Origin of the sequence: Exiguobacterium sp. SH3S3 (assembly GCF_004337115.1) — a bacterium.
In the GTDB taxonomy this organism is placed as follows: domain Bacteria; phylum Bacillota; class Bacilli; order Exiguobacteriales; family Exiguobacteriaceae; genus Exiguobacterium; species Exiguobacterium aurantiacum_A.
This window is the reverse complement of sequence record NZ_SJUU01000016.1, coordinates 19,871-39,773: the sequence shown is the minus strand read 5'-3', so window position 1 is coordinate 39,773 and position 19,903 is coordinate 19,871. Positions and strand designations below refer to the sequence as shown.

The following is a 19,903-nucleotide window of genomic DNA, read 5'->3' as shown; positions in this document are numbered from 1 at the left end:
ATCACCCTCTCAAAAGAAAAAACAGGATAAGGGCAAGGAAAAAGAGCGATTGTCCCGACTTGAGTCGGTCCAATCGCCCTTTTTTCTGTTCACGCTCGGATAGAGCGGAGGTTTTTCAGTGCCCTCCTCGCGCGAGGAATGGCGTTTTATTATCCATCGGATTACTTACGGACTTGGATGAGCGACAAGTAACGGTCGATCATGTCGTGGTTGAAGTAGTCGTGGAAGTGGTCTTGCTTCAACGCTTGGATCGACTCATGGAACGTCGCCGGGAGCGACGAGATACCTTGGCTCTCGATCTGTTTCGCCGAGTACTCGAACAAGTCGTCCTCGTTCGGTGCCGACGGCTCGATCTTCTGCTCGATCCCTTCAAGACCGGCGTAGATGAGCGCCGCCAGTGCCAAGTACGGGTTCGCGCTCGGGTCGGGGTTACGGACCTCGACACGCGTCGAACTGCCGCGTGAAGCCGGGATGCGGATCATCGAGCTACGGTTCGACGGGCTCCAACAAATATTGACCGGTGCCTCGAACCCTGGGACGAGGCGCTCGTATGATTCTGGGAGCGGGTTCGTGAAGATGGCCGTCGCCCGGGCATGCTTCAAGATCCCTTCGATGAAGTGGCGGGCCGTGAGCGAGAGCCCGTAGTCAGACTTCGGCTCTTCAAAGGCGTTATCGACCGGGTTGCCATCTTTATCGTTGTTCCAGACCGAGATGTTCAAGTGCATCCCTGATCCGTTGACGTCACGGAGCGGTTTTGGCAAGAACGATACTTTTGCCCCTTTTTCCTGCGCCGCGAGCTGGACGACTTCCTTGAAAAACTGGATGTTGTCCGCCGTGTGCAAGGCGGTGTCGTATTTGATACCGATCTCGTGTTGGGCCGGTGCGACCTCGTGGTGGACCGCTTCGATGTTGAAGCCGACCTCGCTCAAGCGGTTGGCGATATGTTGGCGTACTTCGTAGCCCTTATCTTCTGAGCGTGTCGAGAAGTAACCGGCCTCGTCATAAAACTCGCCGTTTTCGTCAAAGATGAAGAATTCTGGTTCGGCCCCTACGAAGATGGAGTAACCGTCACGGGCAGCGCGCTCTAACGCGTCTTTCAACACGTTGCGCGGGTCGAACTCGTAACGTTCGCCGTCTGGTGTGCAGACGTCACAGAAGAAAGCGAGGATGCTCTCGTCACCGTCTTGTTCGTAGCGTGGTCGATCTAAATCCGGTCTCAAGAATAGGTCTGAGTTTTTGATAGAAGAAAAACCGGCGATTGACGAGCCGTCGAACATCGTCTTCCCTTCAAAAACTTCCGGCAACAACTTTGCAGAAAGAGTCAACAGCTTCAAGTCTCCGATCACGTCAGAGAAATACATGTGGATTTGCGTAATCCCTTTCTCTTGGACCGTTTTTTCAATCTCTTCTTGCTTCTTCCTATTGCCGTCCTTATCAGTTCCGAATAGATTTGCCATGATTCTTAAAAACCTCACTTAATTTATTTGACAGGTCATCACTGTCATGACGTACCATACGTACGCTTCTCCTTAAGTCATAACCTACTTTTTAAAAAGTTAAACCCCTATTCTTTCGATTTTAGCGTCTCGGCATCGATGAGCACGCTGCTCGGGAAGGAAGTGCGCGGCCCCGCTCGCGCGTTTGTTTTACTCGTGGCGGACCGCGTAGACCGTTGATGCTGCTATAAAAATCTGAGTTCGAAGTGGCTCATTCTCGTGACGCTTGGTATGATGGGTAGAGACTGAACAGAGAGGAAGAACGCTGTGAATATATTTATGACCGGTGCGACCGGATTTTTAGGAGGGCGGCTCGCCCGCGAACTGATTGCCCGAGGACACCGACTTTGCGTCTTGGCCCGAACGCCACAGAAAGTGACGGCGATGTTTACGAAGAGTGAACTTCGTTCGATTGACGTGCTCGCCGGTGATTTGACGGCTCCGCTCCTTGGAGCGGACGAGGCGTTTATCCAATCAAACGTTGATCAATTCGATTTGGTGCTCCACATGGCGGCGCTCGTCAAATTCGACGAAGAATTGCGCGAGGAGCTGTTCGATACGAACTTGACGGGGACGAGACAGGCCCTCGCTTTGACGAAGGCGTTGCACTGCCCCCGCTTCTTCCATGTCAGCACGGCCTACACGCTCGGGGCTCGTGAAGCAGGGGATGAGACGCTATATGCGACGGACCAACCGTTCCATAATCCGTATGAGGAGAGCAAGGCCCATGCCGAACGCGAAGTATGGGCGGCCCGACACGACCTCGCCGTCTCCATTTTCCGGCCGGCCATCATCGTCGGCGACTCGAAAACCGGGGAAGCCGACTCGAAGTTCACGATGTACGGTTACATGCGCGCCCTCGAGGTGTTCAAGCGCCGCCTCGAGCGTCGAGGTGCCCCGGCCGAACCGATCCGTCTGCTCGGCTCGGAGACCGGGACGTCTAACCTCGTGCCGGTCGATTACGTGGCCAACGTGTTGCTCGCCGCCATCGAGCACGCCCGCCCGAACATGATTTATAACGTGACGAACGATGCCCCGCCCCGGAACGAGACGATGCTCGAGTATATGAAGCAGGCGCTCGCGTTCCCGCATCTCAAGATCACCGAGACTCAATCCTCAAAGCTCAGCAACGTTGAGCACACGTTCAACGAGATGGTGAAAGTGTTCAATCCTTATTTAAATCGTAATATCGTCTTCAACGATCAAAATACGAAGCAACTTTTGGCCGATGCCGGCTATAAGCCGCTTGATTTGGATGAACGGTCGCTCCGCCGGATCGTCGATGCCTACTACGATACGAAGTGACATCAAAAAAACGGACCTGACAAATTTGTCAGGTCCGTTTTAAAATGGTCACTCAACCTTTGTAGCAAACGAGAACGATTTTACCGTCCTGAATCTCACTTTCAAGTGATTCGACCATCTGCTTCGTCAACCCGAGGCTCTCGAGCTGGTCTAGGCGGTCATCCGAGTTTTTCGTGAATTTTGACACGAGTGATTCCCACATGCCTTTCTCGGTGATGCGGTAAGGCTGCACACCCGCTTCGGCAGCGAGTCGAATCGTCAATTCTTCATCTTTGGCAAATAAGTAAATGCTCTCATTGACGCATCCGCCCGACACCATTCCATTCACTTCATGGTCGACCGAAGTCATATCTGGCACAATTCTCGTTTCTAACATCTTTCATCCTCCTAAACATTCGCTTTCTAAAATCGAATAATATACTATTCCCGAAAAGTGAGTCATAAAACCCGATTGGACGAATCGTTTTATTAACAAGAGGTCAATGTATCGTGTAAGACCAATATTCGATTTCGAAGTGGTCGATGAGCCCTTGGATGCGCTGTCGCTCCCCGGCTTCGGTCTCCACCCCTTCCCGTCCGACTTTTATCCGGAACAGCTCGGGTTGCGAACTGAGCTTCGAGACTTTGTACCCGGCCTGTTGCAACAGGCCCGAAACGATTTCAAGTTTCTCGCGCTCAGGCGATTTGAACGTATGCGACACTTTCATAACATTCTCCCTTCCCCTTTTTCTCTGACGTATTGTATCATATCAACCGGGAAGTACCGCCGTGCTATCAAGTTTTCATTGATGATATAATAAGAACAATGAGACAAGGAGTGATTGAGATGCCGAGACAGGATATGAACACAATCATGCTCGACTATATGAATGAGAAAGAGGACTATGAGGCGTTCGCCGCCAAGCTGAAGTCGCTGCTGAGCGAACTGTTGGACGATGCCGGGATCCAGTTCCACTCGATCGTCGCCCGAGCGAAAGAAGCCGAGAGCCTATATGCGAAACTGTCCCGCAAGCCGTACCAGTACCGGTCGCTGCGTGACGTCCAAGATTTGGCCGGGATCCGGATCGTCACTTATTTTCATGATGACGTCCGCGCCGTCGCCCATATTCTTGAAGAAGAGTTTCGAATCGACCGCGAGCAGTCGATCGACAAGTCGACGTTGCTCGACCCGAACGAGTTCGGATACCTGTCCGTCCATTACGTCGTCGGATTGAGCGATAAACGGCTCGCTCTCGGTGAATATCGCCGTTTTGAGGAGAAAGAGGCCGAGATCCAAGTCCGCTCGATCCTCCAGCACGCCTGGGCCGAGATCGAGCACGATTTAGGTTATAAGAATCCGAACGCGGTCCCACCGGAGATCAAGCGCAGCTTCAGCCGTGTCGCCGGACTGCTCGAGATCGCGGACTCGGAGTTCGTCAATATTCGCAAACAGTTGCGCACGTTCGAACAAGAGACGGTCGAACGGATCGTCGAGTCACCGGAAAAAGTCACGATCACCCGCGATAACTTGAACTACTATATCGCCAACGACGTCACCGTCGAGAAGCTTGATAACGCCATCTTCCAAAGCGACTGGCTGCTCGAGACCGACTTGTCGACCATCGTCGAGCTGACGCGCATGTTCCATTATGCCGAGATCCGAACGTTCCAAGATTTGAGGGATACGCTCGATCGTTACTTCAATCGAGCCGTTCAATGCGCGACGCTACTGCCGTCCTCGTTGCTGCCGCGTCAAGGGATGGGCGTCGTCTATGCTGTCCTCGCCAAACTGCTCGCAGAAGGCGATGATCAACAAATCGAATTCTTCTTCCGTCGGTTTTATCCGGACTTGAAGCATTACGACGAAATCATTCAAGAATTGCGTATCCAAGAAGAGCCATCATAACTTTACAGACTTCATGTTTTTGTTGTAGAATGTTTCTATGTACTGAAATATATGCAAATAATGATTTTTTATAGAAGGGACTTTCGAGGATGACAACACCTGTACACACGGCATCCCGTCGCCAGCTCGTCGCAGACGCTGAGCGTGGGATTCGCATGAACTACCGCGGAGTGAAAAAGAACCTCCGCTCGATGTTTTCGCAATACTTGACGCGTAACGAATTCTTCATCCTCCGATCGCTCTGTCAAAATAGTCCACAAATCGCCTCGGCTTTATCGAACGAGTTTCAATTCTCGGCCTCGATGATCACGGCCCTTGCTGATGAGTTGACGAAAAAAGGCTTGATCTCGCGCGAACGCAGCGAGCGCGACCGTCGTGTCGTCGAACTTCAAGCGACAGAGGAAGGCCGTGTCTTGTTCGAAACGCTCGAACACATGAAAATCGAATACTTGATGGACGTGTTCGACGATTTTTCAGACGAAGAATTGGTCCTTCTCTCGAAGTTGCTCGACCGCATGGACGCCTAAGGCGAACCAGACTTTATAGTGAATACGACTTAAAACAAGCAACAGGTCCCGAATCATCGGGACCTGTTGCTTGTTTTAGATATCAGATTCATTCACCTAGTCGCGCCTGATCGGCTGCCTGTTCACGCGCCCACATCTTTTCATTCCATCTTCGGTGCTCTTCAAAAAATAAGTCTTGCTCATTATGGAGACGCATTTCTCTCATTTTCTTACTCAGTTCCCGTTTCTCTTTCACTGAGTCACGACCTAACACGAACTGCCAAGTCAAATATATGCCGATCGCAAGTAGGAAACTGCCGCTGCCATTCCCAACTCTCTCATAACTGATTAACCAAAAAATAATGGACAGTCCTACATTGGCGATGTGTTTTCTTTTTAGCACGCTCTGTTAAATCCCCCGTCAATTTATTCAATCAATTTTCCGACAGTTTATAATATATCAAAAAACTCGGGATGATTTTCATCCCGAGTTGAAAAATTGTGCTATTGCTTAACAATCGCCGTGACGACGATCCGGTCTCGATACCCATGTTCTGGGTCATAAGGACCCGCACACGTGATGAGTTGAAGACGAACCGATTGTGTCGCCGCGAAAATCGAGGCGAGCGGAACATCTTCGACCCGGTACCGTTCGACTGACACGACCTCATATTCGATCACTTGCTTGTTACGTTGGAGCGTCACCTGCTCTCCAAGTCGTATCTGATCAAGATTAGCGAAAATGGCCGGGCCTTGTAAATCGTCTAAATGTCCGGATAAGACGACGTTGCCTTTCGCTCCTGCTTTCGCCCCGTAACGATACCAGCCGACCTTGTCTGCTTCAGCCGGTGTGTCCATCCGGTCGTATCGGTCTTTACCGACCGGTTGGATGACAGTATCGACTTCAATAGACGGAATCTTCAGTCGTTCTGGAACGAACGTCTCGGTGTGAAAGGACTGACGATCGATTTCAGTAGCGGCCAACACGAGCGGTTCTGCGAATCCGACAGTTGAAAGTTTCGCATCTACGTCCGGGGCATCCGCTACTGGTGCTACCATGAGGAACGAGAACGTTCCGATCAAAAGTAGCTTAAGCGTCTTGTTTCTGACGACGAAAGACGTAGAAGCCAGCTGCTGCTGCGCCAAGTACTGCTGCTGCTAGCAACCAGTTCATTGAAGCTGTCTGAGCGAGACCGCCTTGACCTGTCTCAGGAGCTTCGGCCATTTCTCCACCATCAGCTGCGAGGAGTACTTCGAAAGCCGGTTCCCCTTCAAGAAGGCCGATTGCGAATGCCGTATAGTTTTTACCGCCTTCGAGGGCGACGCCGTCAAGCGCTTTTACGACGTCAGTCGCGCCAGCTGGGCGAACTTCAAGATCGTACGTTCCAGCATCGAGTGTACCGTAGTCACTGACTGCTTTGAACTCGAGGTTTGAGAAGAGTGGGTCTCCACCTTTTGGAGCTACATCGACTGCAGGTGCGTCAGGTGCGAAGTGAGCGACGCGGACTTTCGATTTGCCATCTTCAAAGTTGGCGTCATCTTCCATCGCTGCGATCTCGATGTTTGCAAGTTGACCGATCGCTGCCGCTGTGTAGAATTTACCAGCTTCGATTGAAAGATCGGCTGCGACGACGACTGTCTCAGTGTCGCCTGCTGGTTTGATTTCGACGTTGTAGTCACCAGCCGGTAGTGTCAAGTAATCCGTAAGCGCTTTGAACTCCGCGCCTTCGACTGCGACTTCACCGTTGACATAGACGTCCACCGCAGGGGCGTCAGGCGAAGCGTGGAGCACACGGACCATCGCGTTCTCGTGTCCATCTGCACTGACTGGCAGGATGAACGCGAACGCTAGAGCGAGTGTACCAAGTAAAGACATCAATTTCTTCATGTGAAATTTCCTCCTTTTTTTCCTTGGGTTGACCGATTGACTGCATACGACAAGTTTGATGCGATGCTGCATAGTGTGCTACATCTGATTGCTATGTAGCTGGTGACATCTTAAACTTAAGACAACAGGACAATGGCGTAAAGATGACGGTGTGCTTCGAATATGCCAGTCGGCACATTTGGTTGTTGCCGTTTTCTTTACATAGTCCTCCTTCCCGTTTCCATAAATTTAAAAACCCCGTAACGACATGTTACGGGGTTAAATGTGCTCGGGCCCATCCGATATCGTTGACGAAGACCGCATCGACACCGAGCCGTTCGAACCGTTTCAGCTGTTCGATTGTCTTGACCGTGTACGGACGGACCTTGACACCGTTCTGTTGAATGAGATTGATCTCGTCATCGGTCATCGCTCGAATACTTGGATGCACGCCTATCGCCCCGAACTTGTTCAAGTACCCGGCCAAGTCGAACAGCGGTTGGGCGATGATCGCGGCAGACTCGTACTCGGGTGCTAACTGCTTCAACCGGTAGAGCGTCTCATGATTGAAGGAAGAGAACAGGACGTGGTCGGCCGGGAACTGATGGGCTCGTAGCGTCTCGACGAGCCGGTCTTCGATCCCCTCGTACCGGTCGATGTCGGTCTTCACTTCAAGGTTAAGACAGACGTTCGTTCCTTTTACCAATGCTATTATGTCGTCTAGCGACGGGATGCGCTCCTCGAGGTCGAATAAGACACCGGCGTTGTATCGTCCGAGCTCGGACAACGTCATCTCGGCAATACGACCCACCCCGTCTGTCGTCCGGTCGATCGTCTCATCGTGAATCAAGACGAGGCGACCGTCTTTCGTCAAATGGACGTCCGTTTCAATCCCGTCGGCATGGGCGGCGAGCGCTGCGCGAAACGCCGCCATCGTGTTCTCCGGGAACTGCTTCATCACCCCGCGGTGCGCGAATAGCTTCATCGGAAGACTCCTTACTCGGTGACGTATTTTTTCGTCAAATAGCGGACGAGCGGACGGACCGAGATATCGTCCCCGGTCACTTGCTTAATCAGCTCGTTCGGGGTGAGCGACTTGCCGTGACGATGGACGTTCGTCTCGAGCCACTGTTTGATTGGACCGAACTCGCCTTCATGCACTAACGTCTCAAAGTCGGACCGTTCTGATTTGAGCGTCTCGGTCAACTGCGCCGCATAGATCAATCCGAGCGCATAGCTCGGGAAGTAGCCGAACGAACCGCCGGCCCAATGGACGTCTTGCAATACGCCTTTCGCATCATTCGGCACCTCGACGCCTAAGTACTCTTGATATTTCTCGTTCCAAGCGCTCGGCAGCTCGGCGACGGTCAAATCACCTTGGATGAGTGCCTTCTCAAGCTCGTAGCGGATGATGATATGGAGGCTATACGTCAGTTCATCCGCCTCGATCCGGATGAGCGATGGTTTCGCCTCGTTCACGCCCGCGTAGAACGTATCGAAGTCGATATCTTGAAACGCCGGATGCCGTTCTTGTAGCCGTGGATAGACGCTGCGTAAAAATGCTTCGCTACGCCCGACGAAGTTTTCAAAGAAGAGCGACTGTGACTCGTGGATACCCATCGATGCGCCTCCCCCGAGTCCGACCTCATCGAGCGCCTCGTCGATCTGTTGCTCGTACGTCGCGTGGCCCGCCTCGTGCATCGTCCCGAACAAGGCGTTGCGGAAGTCCGACTCATCATACTTCGTCGTGATCCGCACGTCGCGGCGGTTGATCGTGATCTCGAACGGATGCACGGTCGCGTCGAGGCGACCACGGGACAAGTCATAATCGACGACCCGCATCCAATCGTGACAGATCTGTTCTTGCACCGCCGCCTCCATCGACCAGTCGAGTTCATGCTTGCTCGACTTCAACTGACGGATCAACGGGACGAGCTCGTCCCGTAGCGTCTGGAACAATTCGTCGAGTTGTTCGACGGTCATACCCGGTTCGTAATCATAGAGCAACGCATCGTACGGGTGCGTCTCATATCCGAAATATTCCGCGAACTTACGCTGGAACGCGACGATTTTTTCTAAATACGGGGCGAATGTGCCCCAATCGTTCTTGTCTTTCGCCTTTTCCCATGCCGTCTCGGCTTCAGAGACAAGTGTCACGTAGGCCTGATACTCCACCGGAGGGATCTTGGCGTTCCGTTCATATTGCGTCTTCGCCACGTCGACCGAGCGGACCTCGGTCGGTGTCAACTCTTCGGTCGCCGTCATCTCGGCGAGCAGTTCCGCGAACGAATCGCTCGTCTGACGTTTGAACGCCTCTGTCGACAAGTAACCGATCGTCTCGGCACGAAGCGGGGCCGACTGTTCCGGCATCTGTGTCCGCATGTCCCAATATAGTAGCGAGATCGCCTCATCGAACGCACGTAACTGTTTGAAATGTTCACGCCATTGCTTTGTAATTTCCATCTGATTCCCACCCCTATGACAGTTGTTTCCTTACCTCTCTACTTTAATCGATGTGACGAAAAATGCCTATTCTTTCGACACATCCACTTTTCGCTCATAGTGGAGCGGCTTCGTCGCCGGACCTTCAAGGACGTTTCCTTGCGTGTCAAAGCGCGATCCATGACATGGACAGTCCCAAGACCGCTCCGCGTTGTTCCAATTGACGCCGCAACCCATGTGCGTGCAACGGGTCGATACGAGATGACAGTTGTTGTCGAGATCCCGATAAGCGCCGACTTTCTTGCCATCGACGTGAACGACCCCACCTTCGTCGAGTTGGAGGTCGTCGAGCGATCCCGGCTTCTCGAGCGTTCCTTTGACGAATTGGGCAGCTGTGTCCAAATTCGTCTTCAAGAACTGACCGACATCCGCCGGTTTGAACTTCGAACGGAGCGGATCCAACAGTTCGGTAAACCGGTTCTCGTGACCGGTCAGTAGGTCGGCGAGCAACAGTCCGGATGCGATCCCGTTCGTCATACCCCATTTGGCGAATCCGGTAGCAACGAAGATGTCCGGTTCACGACTGAACATTTGACCGACGTAAGGAAGATGGTCCAACGTGATCAAGTCTTGGGACGACCAACGGAAACTTGATTTTTTAGCGCGGAACGCATCATTCGCGAACTGCTCCAACCGGTCGTAGCGCGTGCGCGTCTCTGTCACGTGACCGCTCAGATGCCCCTCCCCTCCGACGAGGACGTACGAGCGATCGCCGTCATCGAACGTCCGGAATGAGCGACTCGGCGAATCGACGCTCAAATACATGCCGTCCGGCACGGGACCGTTCGTCTCGCAAGCGACGATGTAGGACCGTTCGACCTCAAATTTCGAGAAGTATAGTCCACGGATGTCGTTGAACGGATAATGCGTCGCGACCACGACTTGATCGGCTTGGACACGTCGCTCGGTCGATGTCGTGACGATCGGACGCGGGCTTTGGCTGATCTCCGTCGCCCGTGTTTTCTCATAAAGCTTCCCTCCCGCTTCGACAAAGCGACGCGCCAGTTCGTTCAAATATTTCACCGGATGAATCTGGGCTTGGTCGCGGATGACGGCTGCTTGTTGTACCGGAAATGGAAAGACTGCGTTGACCTCGTTCGTCGCATCCCCACCATTCAACCCGATTTTTTGATACGCCTCGATCTCGGAGGCGAGCTGACTCGAGCTGTCGATCGTATAGAGATATGAATCTTTCAGTTCGTAATCGATGTCGAATCCGGTTTCGACTTGACGTCTCAAATAGTCGAGTGCCTCATCGTTGAACTCATAGTAAAGACGTGCCGTCTCTTCATTGAACGTCTGCATCAATTTCGAATAGATGGCGCCATGTTGGACGGAACATTTGGCCGTCGTGTGCCCGGTCGTGCCGCGGCCGACTTCCATCGCTTCGAGCAGGACGACCTGCTTGCCCCGGTTCTGAAGCTCATAGGCGGTGACGAGTCCGGCGATCCCCGCCCCGATGACGACGATGTCACAAGAAACGGAACTCTCGAGTCGTGGATACTGTAGGGTGCGATCGTGTTGTCGCCACAATGAATTCGTGAATGGATAGCGATGCATGATGATACCTCCTTTAGGAATGAACGTGTCTGCTTATGTGTATACCCATTCCCTTCTGTTTCATCACTCGATAAATATTGACCTGTTTCTCGATTTTAAAGACGATTTCATTGCCCGACATCCATTATGGTAGAAAAGTAAACTATGAAGGAGCGATTGCAAAGTGAAACGTACCCGTAGACATCGTAGACAGACCTATATAATGAGACGCTTGACCGTCGGATTGATGCTTGTCGGAATGATCGCGATCATTCCGGCACTCATCGGCTTCAAGCAAGAAACACCGGTGACATCTGATCCGAAGGCGCCGGTGGCCGAACCGGTCAAACAAGGACCGTCTTTCCCGGATATCCCGATCCAAGAATGGGTAGAAGATTCCACTTTGACCGCCGACCCGGAACAGGTTCTTGTCGGGGCGATGACGTTCGTTGATTTGACGGACGGTGTCGTCTTGTTGGACAAACACGGGGAGGAGCGTGTATACCCGGCCAGTACGACCAAGCTGATGACGGCATTGCTCGCCTATGAGAAAGCGGTGGTCTCCGGCGAACTGGACCGCCCCGTCGTCGAAGTGCACGCGACGACGCTCGACATCCCCTGGGACAGTCACATCGTCCATCTCGCCGTCGGCGACCGCCTGACCGTCCGGCAAGCGCTCTACGCGACACTGCTCGAATCAGGCAACGATGCCGCCAATAGCTTGGCGGAGTACGTGAGCGGCTCGACGGCGGAATTCGTTGAACTGATGAATGAACGGGCCCGCGTCCTAGGCTTGACTGGCACGAACTTCAAAAATGCCCACGGCTATTCGGACCCGGACCACTATACGACGGCACGCGACATGGCTAAAATCACTTATGCGTTCGGGACGTATCCCGAACTCATCGAAATCGCTGGAACGTATGAGTACGAGGCGAAGTTCGAAGACAAAGATGGACTGATGAAGCGACGATGGTGGTATCACCTCGGGTCGGCGATCAACAACCGCAGCATCCACTACTCGGACCTCGTCAAGGCGACGAAGACCGGCTATACCGACGAATCGGGCTACACGATGGTGTTCTTGATGGAGCATCAAGGCAAGCAGTACGCGCTCGTGACGATGCAGGCGCGTTCCGGACAGACGTTCCCGACGATGCGGCTCGTCGAACAACTCGCATTCGGACGTCAGGCTGAATGAACGTTACATATGACGAAGACCTGAACTGATCGGTTCAGGTCTTTTTTTGTGGCGTGTTCGTCTTCAAAACAGCCGCTTATATTACAGGGAGATTACAGAGGCATTGCCTCAATATTTCTAATCGTCAGAATATTTAAACTTTTTGAATGAAAAATACCTTGCTTATCCGTTGGTATAATAGGCTTTAGAGCCGTTTTTATGAAAAGATGACAGTTTGCAATCACTCTGAAGGTTCGTTAAGGTTAGTGACAAGTTCGGATTATCAGTTTGGGTTCGTCATCTTTATGGGAGGATTCCCACATTTCAAACCAAAACTGTTGAACAACATTGAAAGCGTACAGGAGGTAATCAAATGTTATGGCAAGAATGGGTATCCATCGCGCTTTACCTCGTGATGATGCTAACTATCGGTTACGTCGCTTATAAGCGAACGACCGACTCATCAGATTATATGTTAGGCGGCCGCAAAATGGGGCCGGGTGTTACCGCCATGTCAGCCGGAGCTTCGGATATGAGTGGTTGGATGTTAATGGGTCTTCCGGGGGCAATGTATGCCACAGGATTATCAGCGATTTGGTTAGCCGTTGGATTGGTCATCGGAGCTTACTTGAACTACTTGTTAGTCGCTCCCCGTCTACGTGTCTTCACGGAGATGGCAAATGACTCGATCACGATTCCTGACTTTTTAGAGAATCGGTTCCGAGATCACTCGAACTGGCTACGGATCCTATCAGCGTCCGTTATCATCATCTTTTTCACGTTCTATACGTCAGCTGGACTTGTGTCTGGCGGGAAGTTGTTCGAAAGCTCGTTCGGGATCAACTATCAGACCGGTGTCATCGCCACGATCAGCGTCGTCATTCTTTACACGCTCTTCGGTGGGTTCACTGCTGTTAGTTGGACAGACTTCGCCCAAGGCGTCATCATGTTCATCGCACTCGTACTCGTACCGTTCGTCGCTTTGACAGACGTCGGTGGCATGACGAACGCCGTCAACACGGCGACAGCGATCAACACCGACCTGTTCGACTTGTTTAAAGGGACGACAACGCTAGGGATCATCGGTCTCCTCGCTTGGGGACTCGGTTACTTTGGCCAACCGCACATTATCGTTCGTTTTATGGCGATCAGAGATGTGAAATCATTGAAGGCGGCACGCCGGATCGGTATGGGCTGGATGACCGTCTCGATCATCGGTGCGGTCATGACCGGCCTCGTCGGTATCGCCTACTTCCGTGGTCAAGGCAATCCGCTAGCAGACCCGGAGACGGTGTTCATCCGTTTCTCTGACGTCTTGTTCCACCCGTTCATCACCGGATTCTTGCTCGCAGCGATCCTCGCAGCCGTCATGTCGACTGTATCGTCGCAATTGCTCGTTACGTCGTCGGCGTTGACTGAAGACTTCTATCGTAAGTTCTTCAACAAAGATGCAAGCGATAAAACAATGGTACTCGCCGGTCGAATCGGCGTATTGACGGTTGGTGTCGTGGCGACACTCATTTCGCTCAGCCCATCGAACACGATCTTGACGCTCGTTGGTTATGCTTGGGCCGGATTCGGCTCGGCCTTCGGTCCAACGATCCTCTTGTCGCTCTATTGGACGAAGATGACGCGCCAAGGCGCACTCGCCGGTATCCTCGTCGGTGCCATCACGGTCATCCTTTGGATCGTCACGGGACTCTCGAGCGTCATCTATGAGATGGTGCCAGGCTTCTTCTTGAGTATGCTTGCCATCGTTCTCGTCAGCACGTTCACGAGCCAACGCGAACAAAAACGGATCAGCCGTGAGTTCAGTGAAATGGAAACAGAACTTGCTGCCGCTAGAAAAGATTAAGTCACATAAAAACGCTCGACCCAATTCACGGGTCGAGCGTTTTTTGTCGGTTGTACTTCTTTAGTACATCGTCCCCGCCATCACCCAAAGTTGGAGGAAGAACGTGGCGAGCACGAGTGCGAGCATGGCATTTCTCATCCATCGATTTCGGTTCCAATAATACGCCATTAAGACGAACGGATGAAGCGCGGTCAATTCGTAGGGATTGAACCAAAACCAAGTGAGGATCAAGACGAGCAGGAAGTAGAGCACCGATTTCTGTTTCGTGGCACGGTACTCGCGCCACATGTCGTAAGCCCCTTTAAAAAAAGCGACGAACGTGACAACCCAAAACACAATAACAATTATATTATTCAATCACCTTACCACCTTCATGAGACGTTTTCGAAATAGAAGCCACCCCAGTAAATATGTCGATACGTGAACTCCTTGCCGCTCTCGGCCGTGATCACGATCTCATCTTCGGTCAAGACGAGCACGTGAACGGGGACCTCCCCTTCCCGTAGCATCGGGCTGAACAGCTGGAACTGCTTGTTCAACCACTTTCGTTCCGTGAAGTCACGATAGTGGTGCAGTGCCAACGACGGGTGGACCAAGAACACTCCGACGATCAAAGCGATGGCACCAGGAGAAGCGGAGAGCTCGATCAGTAAAAACAGGACGAGCACGAGCGACAAGACCGCATAGCCGAATTCTAACAGCTCCATCAAGGAAGCCCGGCTGGCGACCACGTATTGGATGACACGAAACGTGACGTACAGCAGGAGGCTGACCATCAAGTATTGCGAAAATGGAGCGGTACTCATTGAGATATCCAAATAAAAGAGTACCGGTAATAACATGACCCACTTCCATAATTGTAAGGCGAGGTAAAACAATGTTTGATCGATGAAACGACGATTGTGTACGAGCCGTTGCATATCCATGTTTCCCACCTCCGATTAAAAGATGTGTCTTAACGGTATCATTCCCTCAATCGTTGAATGATAACAAGCATTTGCAGGTCAATCGGAAATTTCTTTTTGTTCAATGAGCGTGGCGTTCAATAGCCCTCCGAGGAGGATGATGGAAGCCGCCAAATAAAACCAAACCAACAAGATAATAAACGCACCGAGCTGACCGTAAAACTGTTCGTAGTTGGCATATTGAGAATAGTAGCTGAAGACGTTGGAAACTGTCAATATGCCGATAGTAGCGAGTGATGCTCCGGCCCAACTGTCACGGAACGTCCCGCGATGACTCGGCAGCCATTTGTAGACGAGCAGGAAGACACCAAACATGACGAGCGTCCCGACGACCCAGCGGAAGTAAAACCATATTTGCGCATATCCCGCAACGATGTCGTCGACAAAGATGATCCGCGTCGACAGTTCGCGCAACGCGGTCTCGACGACAGGGATGACCAATGAGAACGGCAAAACGAACATGAGCGCCAGTGTGACGGCGATGTCCTGGAGAGCCCCTCTTAAGAACGACTTGTTCCGGATGAGGCGATACGCATCATTCAATGATCGGACGAGCGACTGGACAGCCATTGATGAAATCCACAGTGCCGGCAAAATGCTGAGCGACGCCAGACGCAGCCTCGAGTCATCAAATATCGCCTCGATGTTCCCTTCTAGCAGTCGGTAGCTCGCTTCCGGCATGACGAGGGACAGCGCCGAGATGACGTCCCCGCTCGTGAACGGGAGCCATCCAACAATGCCGAGGACGAACAGTAAGAACGGAAACGTCGACAAGATGAAATAATAAGCCAACATCGCGGCTTGATCGAAAAAACGTTCGGCAAAAAAGCGCTTGAATAAAACTTTAAACGTCTGTACCATGCTGTTTACTCTTTTCGTAATTTATTTAATATAAATGCGGTATGTGAAATAATAATATTGTTGCTTGAAAGGCAAGAATACGACAGTCGTTGCCTATTCTTGCCTCGTCCTTAACTGATGTGTTCTCGTTTCGATTCCCACGCCTCGAGATGTTCCTTGCCCGGCAGATCGACGTCATCGCGCGAGAACACCGGATCCCGTCCGGACCGTTTTTGGGCGACGTAATCGTCGAGCAACAGCTTAGCGACTTTGCTGAGACGGAAGATGGCGTACATGTTGACGAGCGCCATCAATCCCATGAAGATGTCGGCGATCGACCAGACGAGTCCGGCCGAGCGGACCGAGCCGAACATGATCATCCCTAGCACGGCGATACGATAGATGACAACATACACTTTCCGTTCCGAGATGAACTCGATGTTCGTCTCTCCGTAGTAATAGTTCGCTAAAATCGAGCTGAAGGCGAACAGCAGGATGGCGATCGTCATGAGCGTCGTCGCGACCGGTCCGATCTCCGTCAACAGTGCCTCTTGCGCGAGCTCGATACCTTGGAAGTCTTCAGAACCGGGAACTCCGGAGATCAAGACGATCATCGCGGTCGCCGTACAGATGAACAGCGTATCGACGAAGACACTGAGCGATTGGATCAACCCTTGCTTCACCGGGTGGCTGACCTCGGCGGTCGCGGCGGCGTTCGGCGCCGACCCCATCCCCGCTTCGTTCGAGAACAAGCCGCGCCGTATACCTTGAAGCACCATCGCTCCGACGGCCCCGCCGAACAATTCTTGGAAGCCTAGCACACCTTCTGAGAAGATGGCCGAGAACACGGCCGGAACGACGTCGAGATTCGTCAGCACGACCCAGAGCGCGAGCAAGATATACCCACCCGCCATGATCGGGACGATGATCCCGGACAGCGTCGAGATCGACCGGATCCCGCCGAAGATGACGATCCCCGTCGCAACGGCCAAGATAACACCAACCCAGACCGTATCGATGGCGAAGACGTTATTGACAGAAAGCGCGATCGTGTTCGCTTGCACGGAGTTAAAGGCAAAGCCAAACGCGAACGTGATGAGGATCGCAAAGACGATCCCGAGCCAACGTTGACCGAGCGCCCGCTCGATGTAATAGGCCGGTCCGCCGCGCCACGCCTTGCCGTCATGCACTTTGTACACTTGGGCGAGCGTGCTCTCGACGAAAGCCGAGGCCGAACCGATCAAGGCGATGAGCCACATCCAAAACACGGCCCCAGGCCCACCGAGCGCGATCGCGGTCGAGACACCGGCGATATTTCCAGTGCCGACCCGTGCCGCTGTCCCGATGGCGAACGCCTGGAACGAGGATACTTGCCCTTTCTCATGTTTGAGCCCTTTGATGAACAATAACTTGAACATTTCCGGCAACATTCTAAACTGCACGAATCCCATCCGGATCGTGAAGTAGATTCCACCGGCAATCAATACAAAAATAAGCACATACGTCCATAACAGGTCGTTCGCTTGCATGACCAATTCACGGACATCCACTGCGCATCCCCTCCTTTTAGGGAGTTCTTACCCTGTCTAGCCCCGCCAGAAACGATTTCGTCACCGTGTTGCCGCGTCTAGTATTTGTTCACAAAGGGCATGGGTCGTCAAGCTGTCCTCGGCGCGAACACAACCGTTCGGCTTCCCGTTCAACAGTTTGAGAAACGCGTCGATCATCGTCGTAAAGCCGCGCCGCGTCAAATTCGACTCCCACGGGCTCAAGGCGCGCTCGAGCATGCCGTCGGGCGTAAAGTCGTAGACGCGCTCGACGTCTCGAGAGACGCGTTTTAGACCCGGTGACATCACTTCCATCACTTCTTCGGTGCAGCCGTTGTCCCGGTTCATGATGCCGACCGCCTCGACGCCGCCGGCCGTGAAATTGATCTGGAGCTGCTTGAGCGTATCCCCTTCATAACGCGTCCGAACAGACAAATCCTCGACCGGATTGAGACCGGTCAAGTAACGGAGCGTGTCGACGACGTGGACGAAGTCCTCGATGATGAACTCACGCAGCGTCGCCGGCTGATATGTACGATTCTTTTGGATCAAGACGAGGTTCGGGTTCTCGACTTCTTTGTGCGCCGCCGTCGCCGTCGCAAAACGACGGTTGAAGCCGGTGACGAGTTCGACCTCGTGCTCGTCTGCGAGCCGGACGAGACGTTCGGTCTCCTCGAGCGTGAACGTGACCGGTTTATCAATGAAGACGTGGACGCCTTGCCGAAGGGCGTACTCGGCTTGTCCGGCATGCGCTGACGTCGTCGAATGGATCAACACCGCATTCATCTCACCGAGCGGGACGTCCTCAAGCGTTCGGAAGTGACCGCTGAATCGATATTGACGGACGAGTTGTTCCGCTTTCTCCTTATCTCGCGAGACAAGATAAACATCTACCCCATCTAGCCCGGCATAGACCGGTAAATACGCTTTCTTGGCAACATCACCTAAACCAACAACGACTAATTTCATTTCAACATCACTCCTCTTTCGATTGACTGCATAAAACCCCAAAGCGTCGGCCCGGGGTCGATGGTTCATTTAATGGACCGCTAAAATTTCAAAACTTGTGATCGGCTTACGAATGGCGTCCGATACGATTTGATAAAGATCAGCGAGTTGCTCGTTATCGTTCAAGTCCGGCGTTCGATCAAGCTCGACTTCACACGTTCGTGTCGTCTGCTCCTTGTCTTGAAACGCATATTCAATCGTGTATAGTTGCATGAGACGTCTCCTCTCCACTATGTATACGTATGTATAACCTGTAACCGAACGATTGAAACGCTTCAAGTACACCTAGTCAAATCGTTCATGTTATATATATTCAGAAATCCTACAATTTCCAATCTTAAGCCTTGTATAATCATTCAAAGATTCCTAGAATGAACAAGTATGTACCAAGTGATTAAAGGAGTTTTTAAATGAAAGCACGATTTACTTATTTAGCCTTACCGCTGGCGATGTTTCTACTGGCCGGATGTAGCACCGAAGAAGAGACGTCTCCTATCGATGATACGATTGAAGTGACCGATTCGCAAGAAGAATCGTCCGATATGGCTGAGTCTCAAGCAGAATTCGTTGAAGTGACCGATTCACAAGAAGAACCTGCTGTCGAGACGGAAGCGGAGGAACAACAACCGACTAGCGATCGCTTCTCCGGCTATGAACGTGTCGAAGTCGACGGTGGTGATTTGTCTGGGCATCGCGAGGCGAATGTTGTCGTCGACGTCGGTTTCGGGGACCGTGAATATTGGGCGTTCACGAACGATCACGGGCAACTCGTGAAAGTGACAGCTGACGAGATCATCCTACAAGATGATGAGAGCGAGGACGTCACCTCGTCAGGACGCTACTACTGGGACGAGGCGAAAGTCCCCGGCGTTGAACATCATTCGTTAGATGAAGGACATGTCATCGCCGATTCGCTTGGGGGCGTCTCTAACGCCTTCAATATCACCCCGCAAGACAGCACGCTCAATCGGCACGGGGACCAGGCTTATATGGAAAGTGTGATCCGTAGTGCGGGCGGAGCGACCGATTTCGAGGCCATCATCACGTATCCGGATACCGAGACGCAAATCCCGTCGAGCTATCAATACACATACACGTTGAATGGCAATGTCATCGTCGACAAGTTCGACAATGTGAACCCGGACGAGGTGAACGAAGGGCTCGGATTGACCGAAAGTGAACCAGAACCGGAGGCTACTCCCGCTCCTGCTGCAGAGCCGGTTGGCGACGTATCAAGCGTCGATGCGAACGGGAACGGGCAAGTGACGATCCAGGAAGCGAAAGACGCCGGCTTCAGCATGCCGATCACGAGCGACCACTGGCTCTACCCGCATATGCGGGATAATGACGGGGATGGAATGGTCGGCGAATAACACGTAACCTCCCCGCGTGAGTCAACTATTTTTAC

General features: G+C 52.5%; 21 protein-coding genes. 6 read left to right on the top strand and 15 right to left on the bottom strand.

What is annotated here, in order from left to right; genetic code table 11:
* Positions 1 to 161: 161 nt before the first annotated feature.
* Positions 162 to 1,457, bottom strand: coding sequence for a glutamine synthetase family protein (locus EVJ28_RS12925; protein WP_131458088.1), 1,296 nt, complete (start codon positions 1,455 to 1,457; stop codon positions 162 to 164).
* Positions 1,458 to 1,763: 306 nt separating this feature from the next.
* Between EVJ28_RS12925 and EVJ28_RS12920 the strand changes: the two genes are divergently transcribed.
* Positions 1,764 to 2,801, top strand: a complete 1,038-nt coding sequence (locus EVJ28_RS12920; protein WP_131489206.1) for an SDR family oxidoreductase — start codon at positions 1,764 to 1,766, stop codon at positions 2,799 to 2,801.
* A gap of 52 nt (positions 2,802 to 2,853) precedes the next feature.
* Here EVJ28_RS12920 and EVJ28_RS12915 read toward each other — a convergent pair whose 3' ends face one another.
* Positions 2,854 to 3,177 (bottom strand): YflT domain-containing protein, encoded by a 324-nt coding sequence (locus tag EVJ28_RS12915; protein ID WP_236634166.1) that lies wholly within the window; start codon positions 3,175 to 3,177, stop codon positions 2,854 to 2,856.
* Between the two features lie 103 nt (positions 3,178 to 3,280).
* Positions 3,281 to 3,508 carry a hypothetical protein gene (locus EVJ28_RS12910; RefSeq protein WP_131458086.1) on the bottom strand — a complete coding sequence of 76 codons (228 nt, stop codon included), beginning with the start codon at positions 3,506 to 3,508 and terminating at the stop codon, positions 3,281 to 3,283.
* A gap of 119 nt (positions 3,509 to 3,627) precedes the next feature.
* Here EVJ28_RS12910 and EVJ28_RS12905 point away from each other — a divergent pair, with 119 nt between their 5' ends.
* On the top strand, positions 3,628 to 4,686 hold the full coding sequence (locus EVJ28_RS12905) for a GTP pyrophosphokinase (RefSeq protein WP_236634165.1): 1,059 nt from the start codon (positions 3,628 to 3,630) through the stop codon (positions 4,684 to 4,686).
* An 89-nt stretch (positions 4,687 to 4,775) separates the two neighbouring features.
* Positions 4,776 to 5,213: a MarR family winged helix-turn-helix transcriptional regulator gene (locus tag EVJ28_RS12900; protein ID WP_131458085.1), complete on the top strand. Its 438-nt coding sequence runs from the start codon at positions 4,776 to 4,778 to the stop codon at positions 5,211 to 5,213.
* An 88-nt stretch (positions 5,214 to 5,301) separates the two neighbouring features.
* Here the strand turns inward: EVJ28_RS12900 and EVJ28_RS12895 are convergent, their stop codons facing one another.
* From EVJ28_RS12895 to EVJ28_RS12870, 6 genes are all read right to left on the bottom strand, one after another.
* The gene (locus EVJ28_RS12895) at positions 5,302 to 5,595 is read right to left on the bottom strand and encodes a hypothetical protein (protein WP_131489205.1); all 294 of its coding nucleotides are present in this window, start codon (positions 5,593 to 5,595) and stop codon (positions 5,302 to 5,304) included.
* 101 nt (positions 5,596 to 5,696) lie between these two features.
* Positions 5,697 to 6,251 carry a class F sortase gene (locus tag EVJ28_RS12890; RefSeq protein WP_236634164.1) on the bottom strand — a complete coding sequence of 185 codons (555 nt, stop codon included), beginning with the start codon at positions 6,249 to 6,251 and terminating at the stop codon, positions 5,697 to 5,699.
* Between the two features lie 31 nt (positions 6,252 to 6,282).
* A complete protein-coding gene (locus EVJ28_RS12885) occupies positions 6,283 to 7,080 on the bottom strand; it encodes a DUF4397 domain-containing protein (RefSeq protein WP_070327221.1) in 798 nt (265 codons plus the stop codon).
* A gap of 250 nt (positions 7,081 to 7,330) precedes the next feature.
* Entirely contained in the window at positions 7,331 to 8,044 is a 714-nt protein-coding gene (locus EVJ28_RS12880; protein ID WP_131489204.1) for a glycerophosphodiester phosphodiesterase, read from the bottom strand.
* 11 nt (positions 8,045 to 8,055) lie between these two features.
* On the bottom strand, positions 8,056 to 9,522 hold the full coding sequence (locus EVJ28_RS12875) for a carboxypeptidase M32 (RefSeq protein WP_131489202.1): 1,467 nt from the start codon (positions 9,520 to 9,522) through the stop codon (positions 8,056 to 8,058).
* Positions 9,523 to 9,588: 66 nt separating this feature from the next.
* Entirely contained in the window at positions 9,589 to 11,121 is a 1,533-nt protein-coding gene (locus tag EVJ28_RS12870; protein ID WP_131489200.1) for an FAD-dependent oxidoreductase, read from the bottom strand.
* 202 nt (positions 11,122 to 11,323) lie between these two features.
* Between EVJ28_RS12870 and EVJ28_RS12865 the strand changes: the two genes are divergently transcribed.
* Both EVJ28_RS12865 and putP read left to right on the top strand, forming a co-directional pair.
* Positions 11,324 to 12,301: a D-alanyl-D-alanine carboxypeptidase family protein gene (locus tag EVJ28_RS12865; protein WP_131489198.1), complete on the top strand. Its 978-nt coding sequence runs from the start codon at positions 11,324 to 11,326 to the stop codon at positions 12,299 to 12,301.
* 352 nt (positions 12,302 to 12,653) lie between these two features.
* Positions 12,654 to 14,135, top strand: a complete 1,482-nt coding sequence (putP, locus tag EVJ28_RS12860) for a sodium/proline symporter PutP (RefSeq protein ID WP_131458080.1) — start codon at positions 12,654 to 12,656, stop codon at positions 14,133 to 14,135.
* Positions 14,136 to 14,195: 60 nt separating this feature from the next.
* On the opposite strand, the gene EVJ28_RS12855 is transcribed toward putP, so the two are convergent.
* The 6 genes from EVJ28_RS12855 to EVJ28_RS12830 form a co-directional block, all read right to left on the bottom strand.
* Positions 14,196 to 14,471 (bottom strand): hypothetical protein, encoded by a 276-nt coding sequence (locus tag EVJ28_RS12855; protein WP_070327920.1) that lies wholly within the window; start codon positions 14,469 to 14,471, stop codon positions 14,196 to 14,198.
* Between the two features lie 35 nt (positions 14,472 to 14,506).
* A complete protein-coding gene (locus EVJ28_RS12850; RefSeq protein ID WP_070327215.1) occupies positions 14,507 to 15,061 on the bottom strand; it encodes a hypothetical protein in 555 nt (184 codons plus the stop codon).
* Positions 15,062 to 15,139: 78 nt separating this feature from the next.
* Positions 15,140 to 15,961 (bottom strand): YihY/virulence factor BrkB family protein, encoded by an 822-nt coding sequence (locus tag EVJ28_RS12845; protein ID WP_131489196.1) that lies wholly within the window; start codon positions 15,959 to 15,961, stop codon positions 15,140 to 15,142.
* 110 nt (positions 15,962 to 16,071) lie between these two features.
* Entirely contained in the window at positions 16,072 to 17,490 is a 1,419-nt protein-coding gene (locus tag EVJ28_RS12840) for an alanine/glycine:cation symporter family protein (protein ID WP_236634163.1), read from the bottom strand.
* A 60-nt stretch (positions 17,491 to 17,550) separates the two neighbouring features.
* The gene (locus EVJ28_RS12835; RefSeq protein WP_131489194.1) at positions 17,551 to 18,456 is read right to left on the bottom strand and encodes a Gfo/Idh/MocA family protein; all 906 of its coding nucleotides are present in this window, start codon (positions 18,454 to 18,456) and stop codon (positions 17,551 to 17,553) included.
* A 69-nt stretch (positions 18,457 to 18,525) separates the two neighbouring features.
* Positions 18,526 to 18,708 carry a hypothetical protein gene (locus EVJ28_RS12830; RefSeq protein WP_016509062.1) on the bottom strand — a complete coding sequence of 61 codons (183 nt, stop codon included), beginning with the start codon at positions 18,706 to 18,708 and terminating at the stop codon, positions 18,526 to 18,528.
* Positions 18,709 to 18,905: 197 nt separating this feature from the next.
* On the opposite strand from EVJ28_RS12830, the gene EVJ28_RS12825 reads away from it, so the two are divergent.
* Positions 18,906 to 19,868 (top strand): DNA/RNA non-specific endonuclease, encoded by a 963-nt coding sequence (locus EVJ28_RS12825; RefSeq protein ID WP_131489192.1) that lies wholly within the window; start codon positions 18,906 to 18,908, stop codon positions 19,866 to 19,868.
* Positions 19,869 to 19,903: the final 35 nt, after the last annotated feature.

Coding starts and splice junctions, on each gene's coding strand:
- EVJ28_RS12905 (WP_236634165.1), top strand. CDS start 3,628: ATGCCGAGACAGGATATGAACACAATCATGCTCGACTATATGAATGAG.
- EVJ28_RS12865 (WP_131489198.1), top strand. CDS start 11,324: ATGAGACGCTTGACCGTCGGATTGATGCTTGTCGGAATGATCGCGATC.
- EVJ28_RS12910 (WP_131458086.1), bottom strand. CDS start 3,508: ATGAAAGTGTCGCATACGTTCAAATCGCCTGAGCGCGAGAAACTTGAA.
- EVJ28_RS12870 (WP_131489200.1), bottom strand. CDS start 11,121: ATGCATCGCTATCCATTCACGAATTCATTGTGGCGACAACACGATCGC.
- EVJ28_RS12835 (WP_131489194.1), bottom strand. CDS start 18,456: ATGAAATTAGTCGTTGTTGGTTTAGGTGATGTTGCCAAGAAAGCGTAT.
- EVJ28_RS12925 (WP_131458088.1), bottom strand. CDS start 1,457: ATGGCAAATCTATTCGGAACTGATAAGGACGGCAATAGGAAGAAGCAA.
- putP (WP_131458080.1), top strand. CDS start 12,654: ATGTTATGGCAAGAATGGGTATCCATCGCGCTTTACCTCGTGATGATG.
- EVJ28_RS12830 (WP_016509062.1), bottom strand. CDS start 18,708: ATGCAACTATACACGATTGAATATGCGTTTCAAGACAAGGAGCAGACG.
- EVJ28_RS12825 (WP_131489192.1), top strand. CDS start 18,906: ATGAAAGCACGATTTACTTATTTAGCCTTACCGCTGGCGATGTTTCTA.
- EVJ28_RS12845 (WP_131489196.1), bottom strand. CDS start 15,961: ATGGTACAGACGTTTAAAGTTTTATTCAAGCGCTTTTTTGCCGAACGT.
- EVJ28_RS12880 (WP_131489204.1), bottom strand. CDS start 8,044: ATGAAGCTATTCGCGCACCGCGGGGTGATGAAGCAGTTCCCGGAGAAC.
- EVJ28_RS12915 (WP_236634166.1), bottom strand. CDS start 3,177: ATGTTAGAAACGAGAATTGTGCCAGATATGACTTCGGTCGACCATGAA.
- EVJ28_RS12900 (WP_131458085.1), top strand. CDS start 4,776: ATGACAACACCTGTACACACGGCATCCCGTCGCCAGCTCGTCGCAGAC.
- EVJ28_RS12885 (WP_070327221.1), bottom strand. CDS start 7,080: ATGAAGAAATTGATGTCTTTACTTGGTACACTCGCTCTAGCGTTCGCG.
- EVJ28_RS12850 (WP_070327215.1), bottom strand. CDS start 15,061: ATGGATATGCAACGGCTCGTACACAATCGTCGTTTCATCGATCAAACA.
- EVJ28_RS12875 (WP_131489202.1), bottom strand. CDS start 9,522: ATGGAAATTACAAAGCAATGGCGTGAACATTTCAAACAGTTACGTGCG.
- EVJ28_RS12890 (WP_236634164.1), bottom strand. CDS start 6,251: ATGGTAGCACCAGTAGCGGATGCCCCGGACGTAGATGCGAAACTTTCA.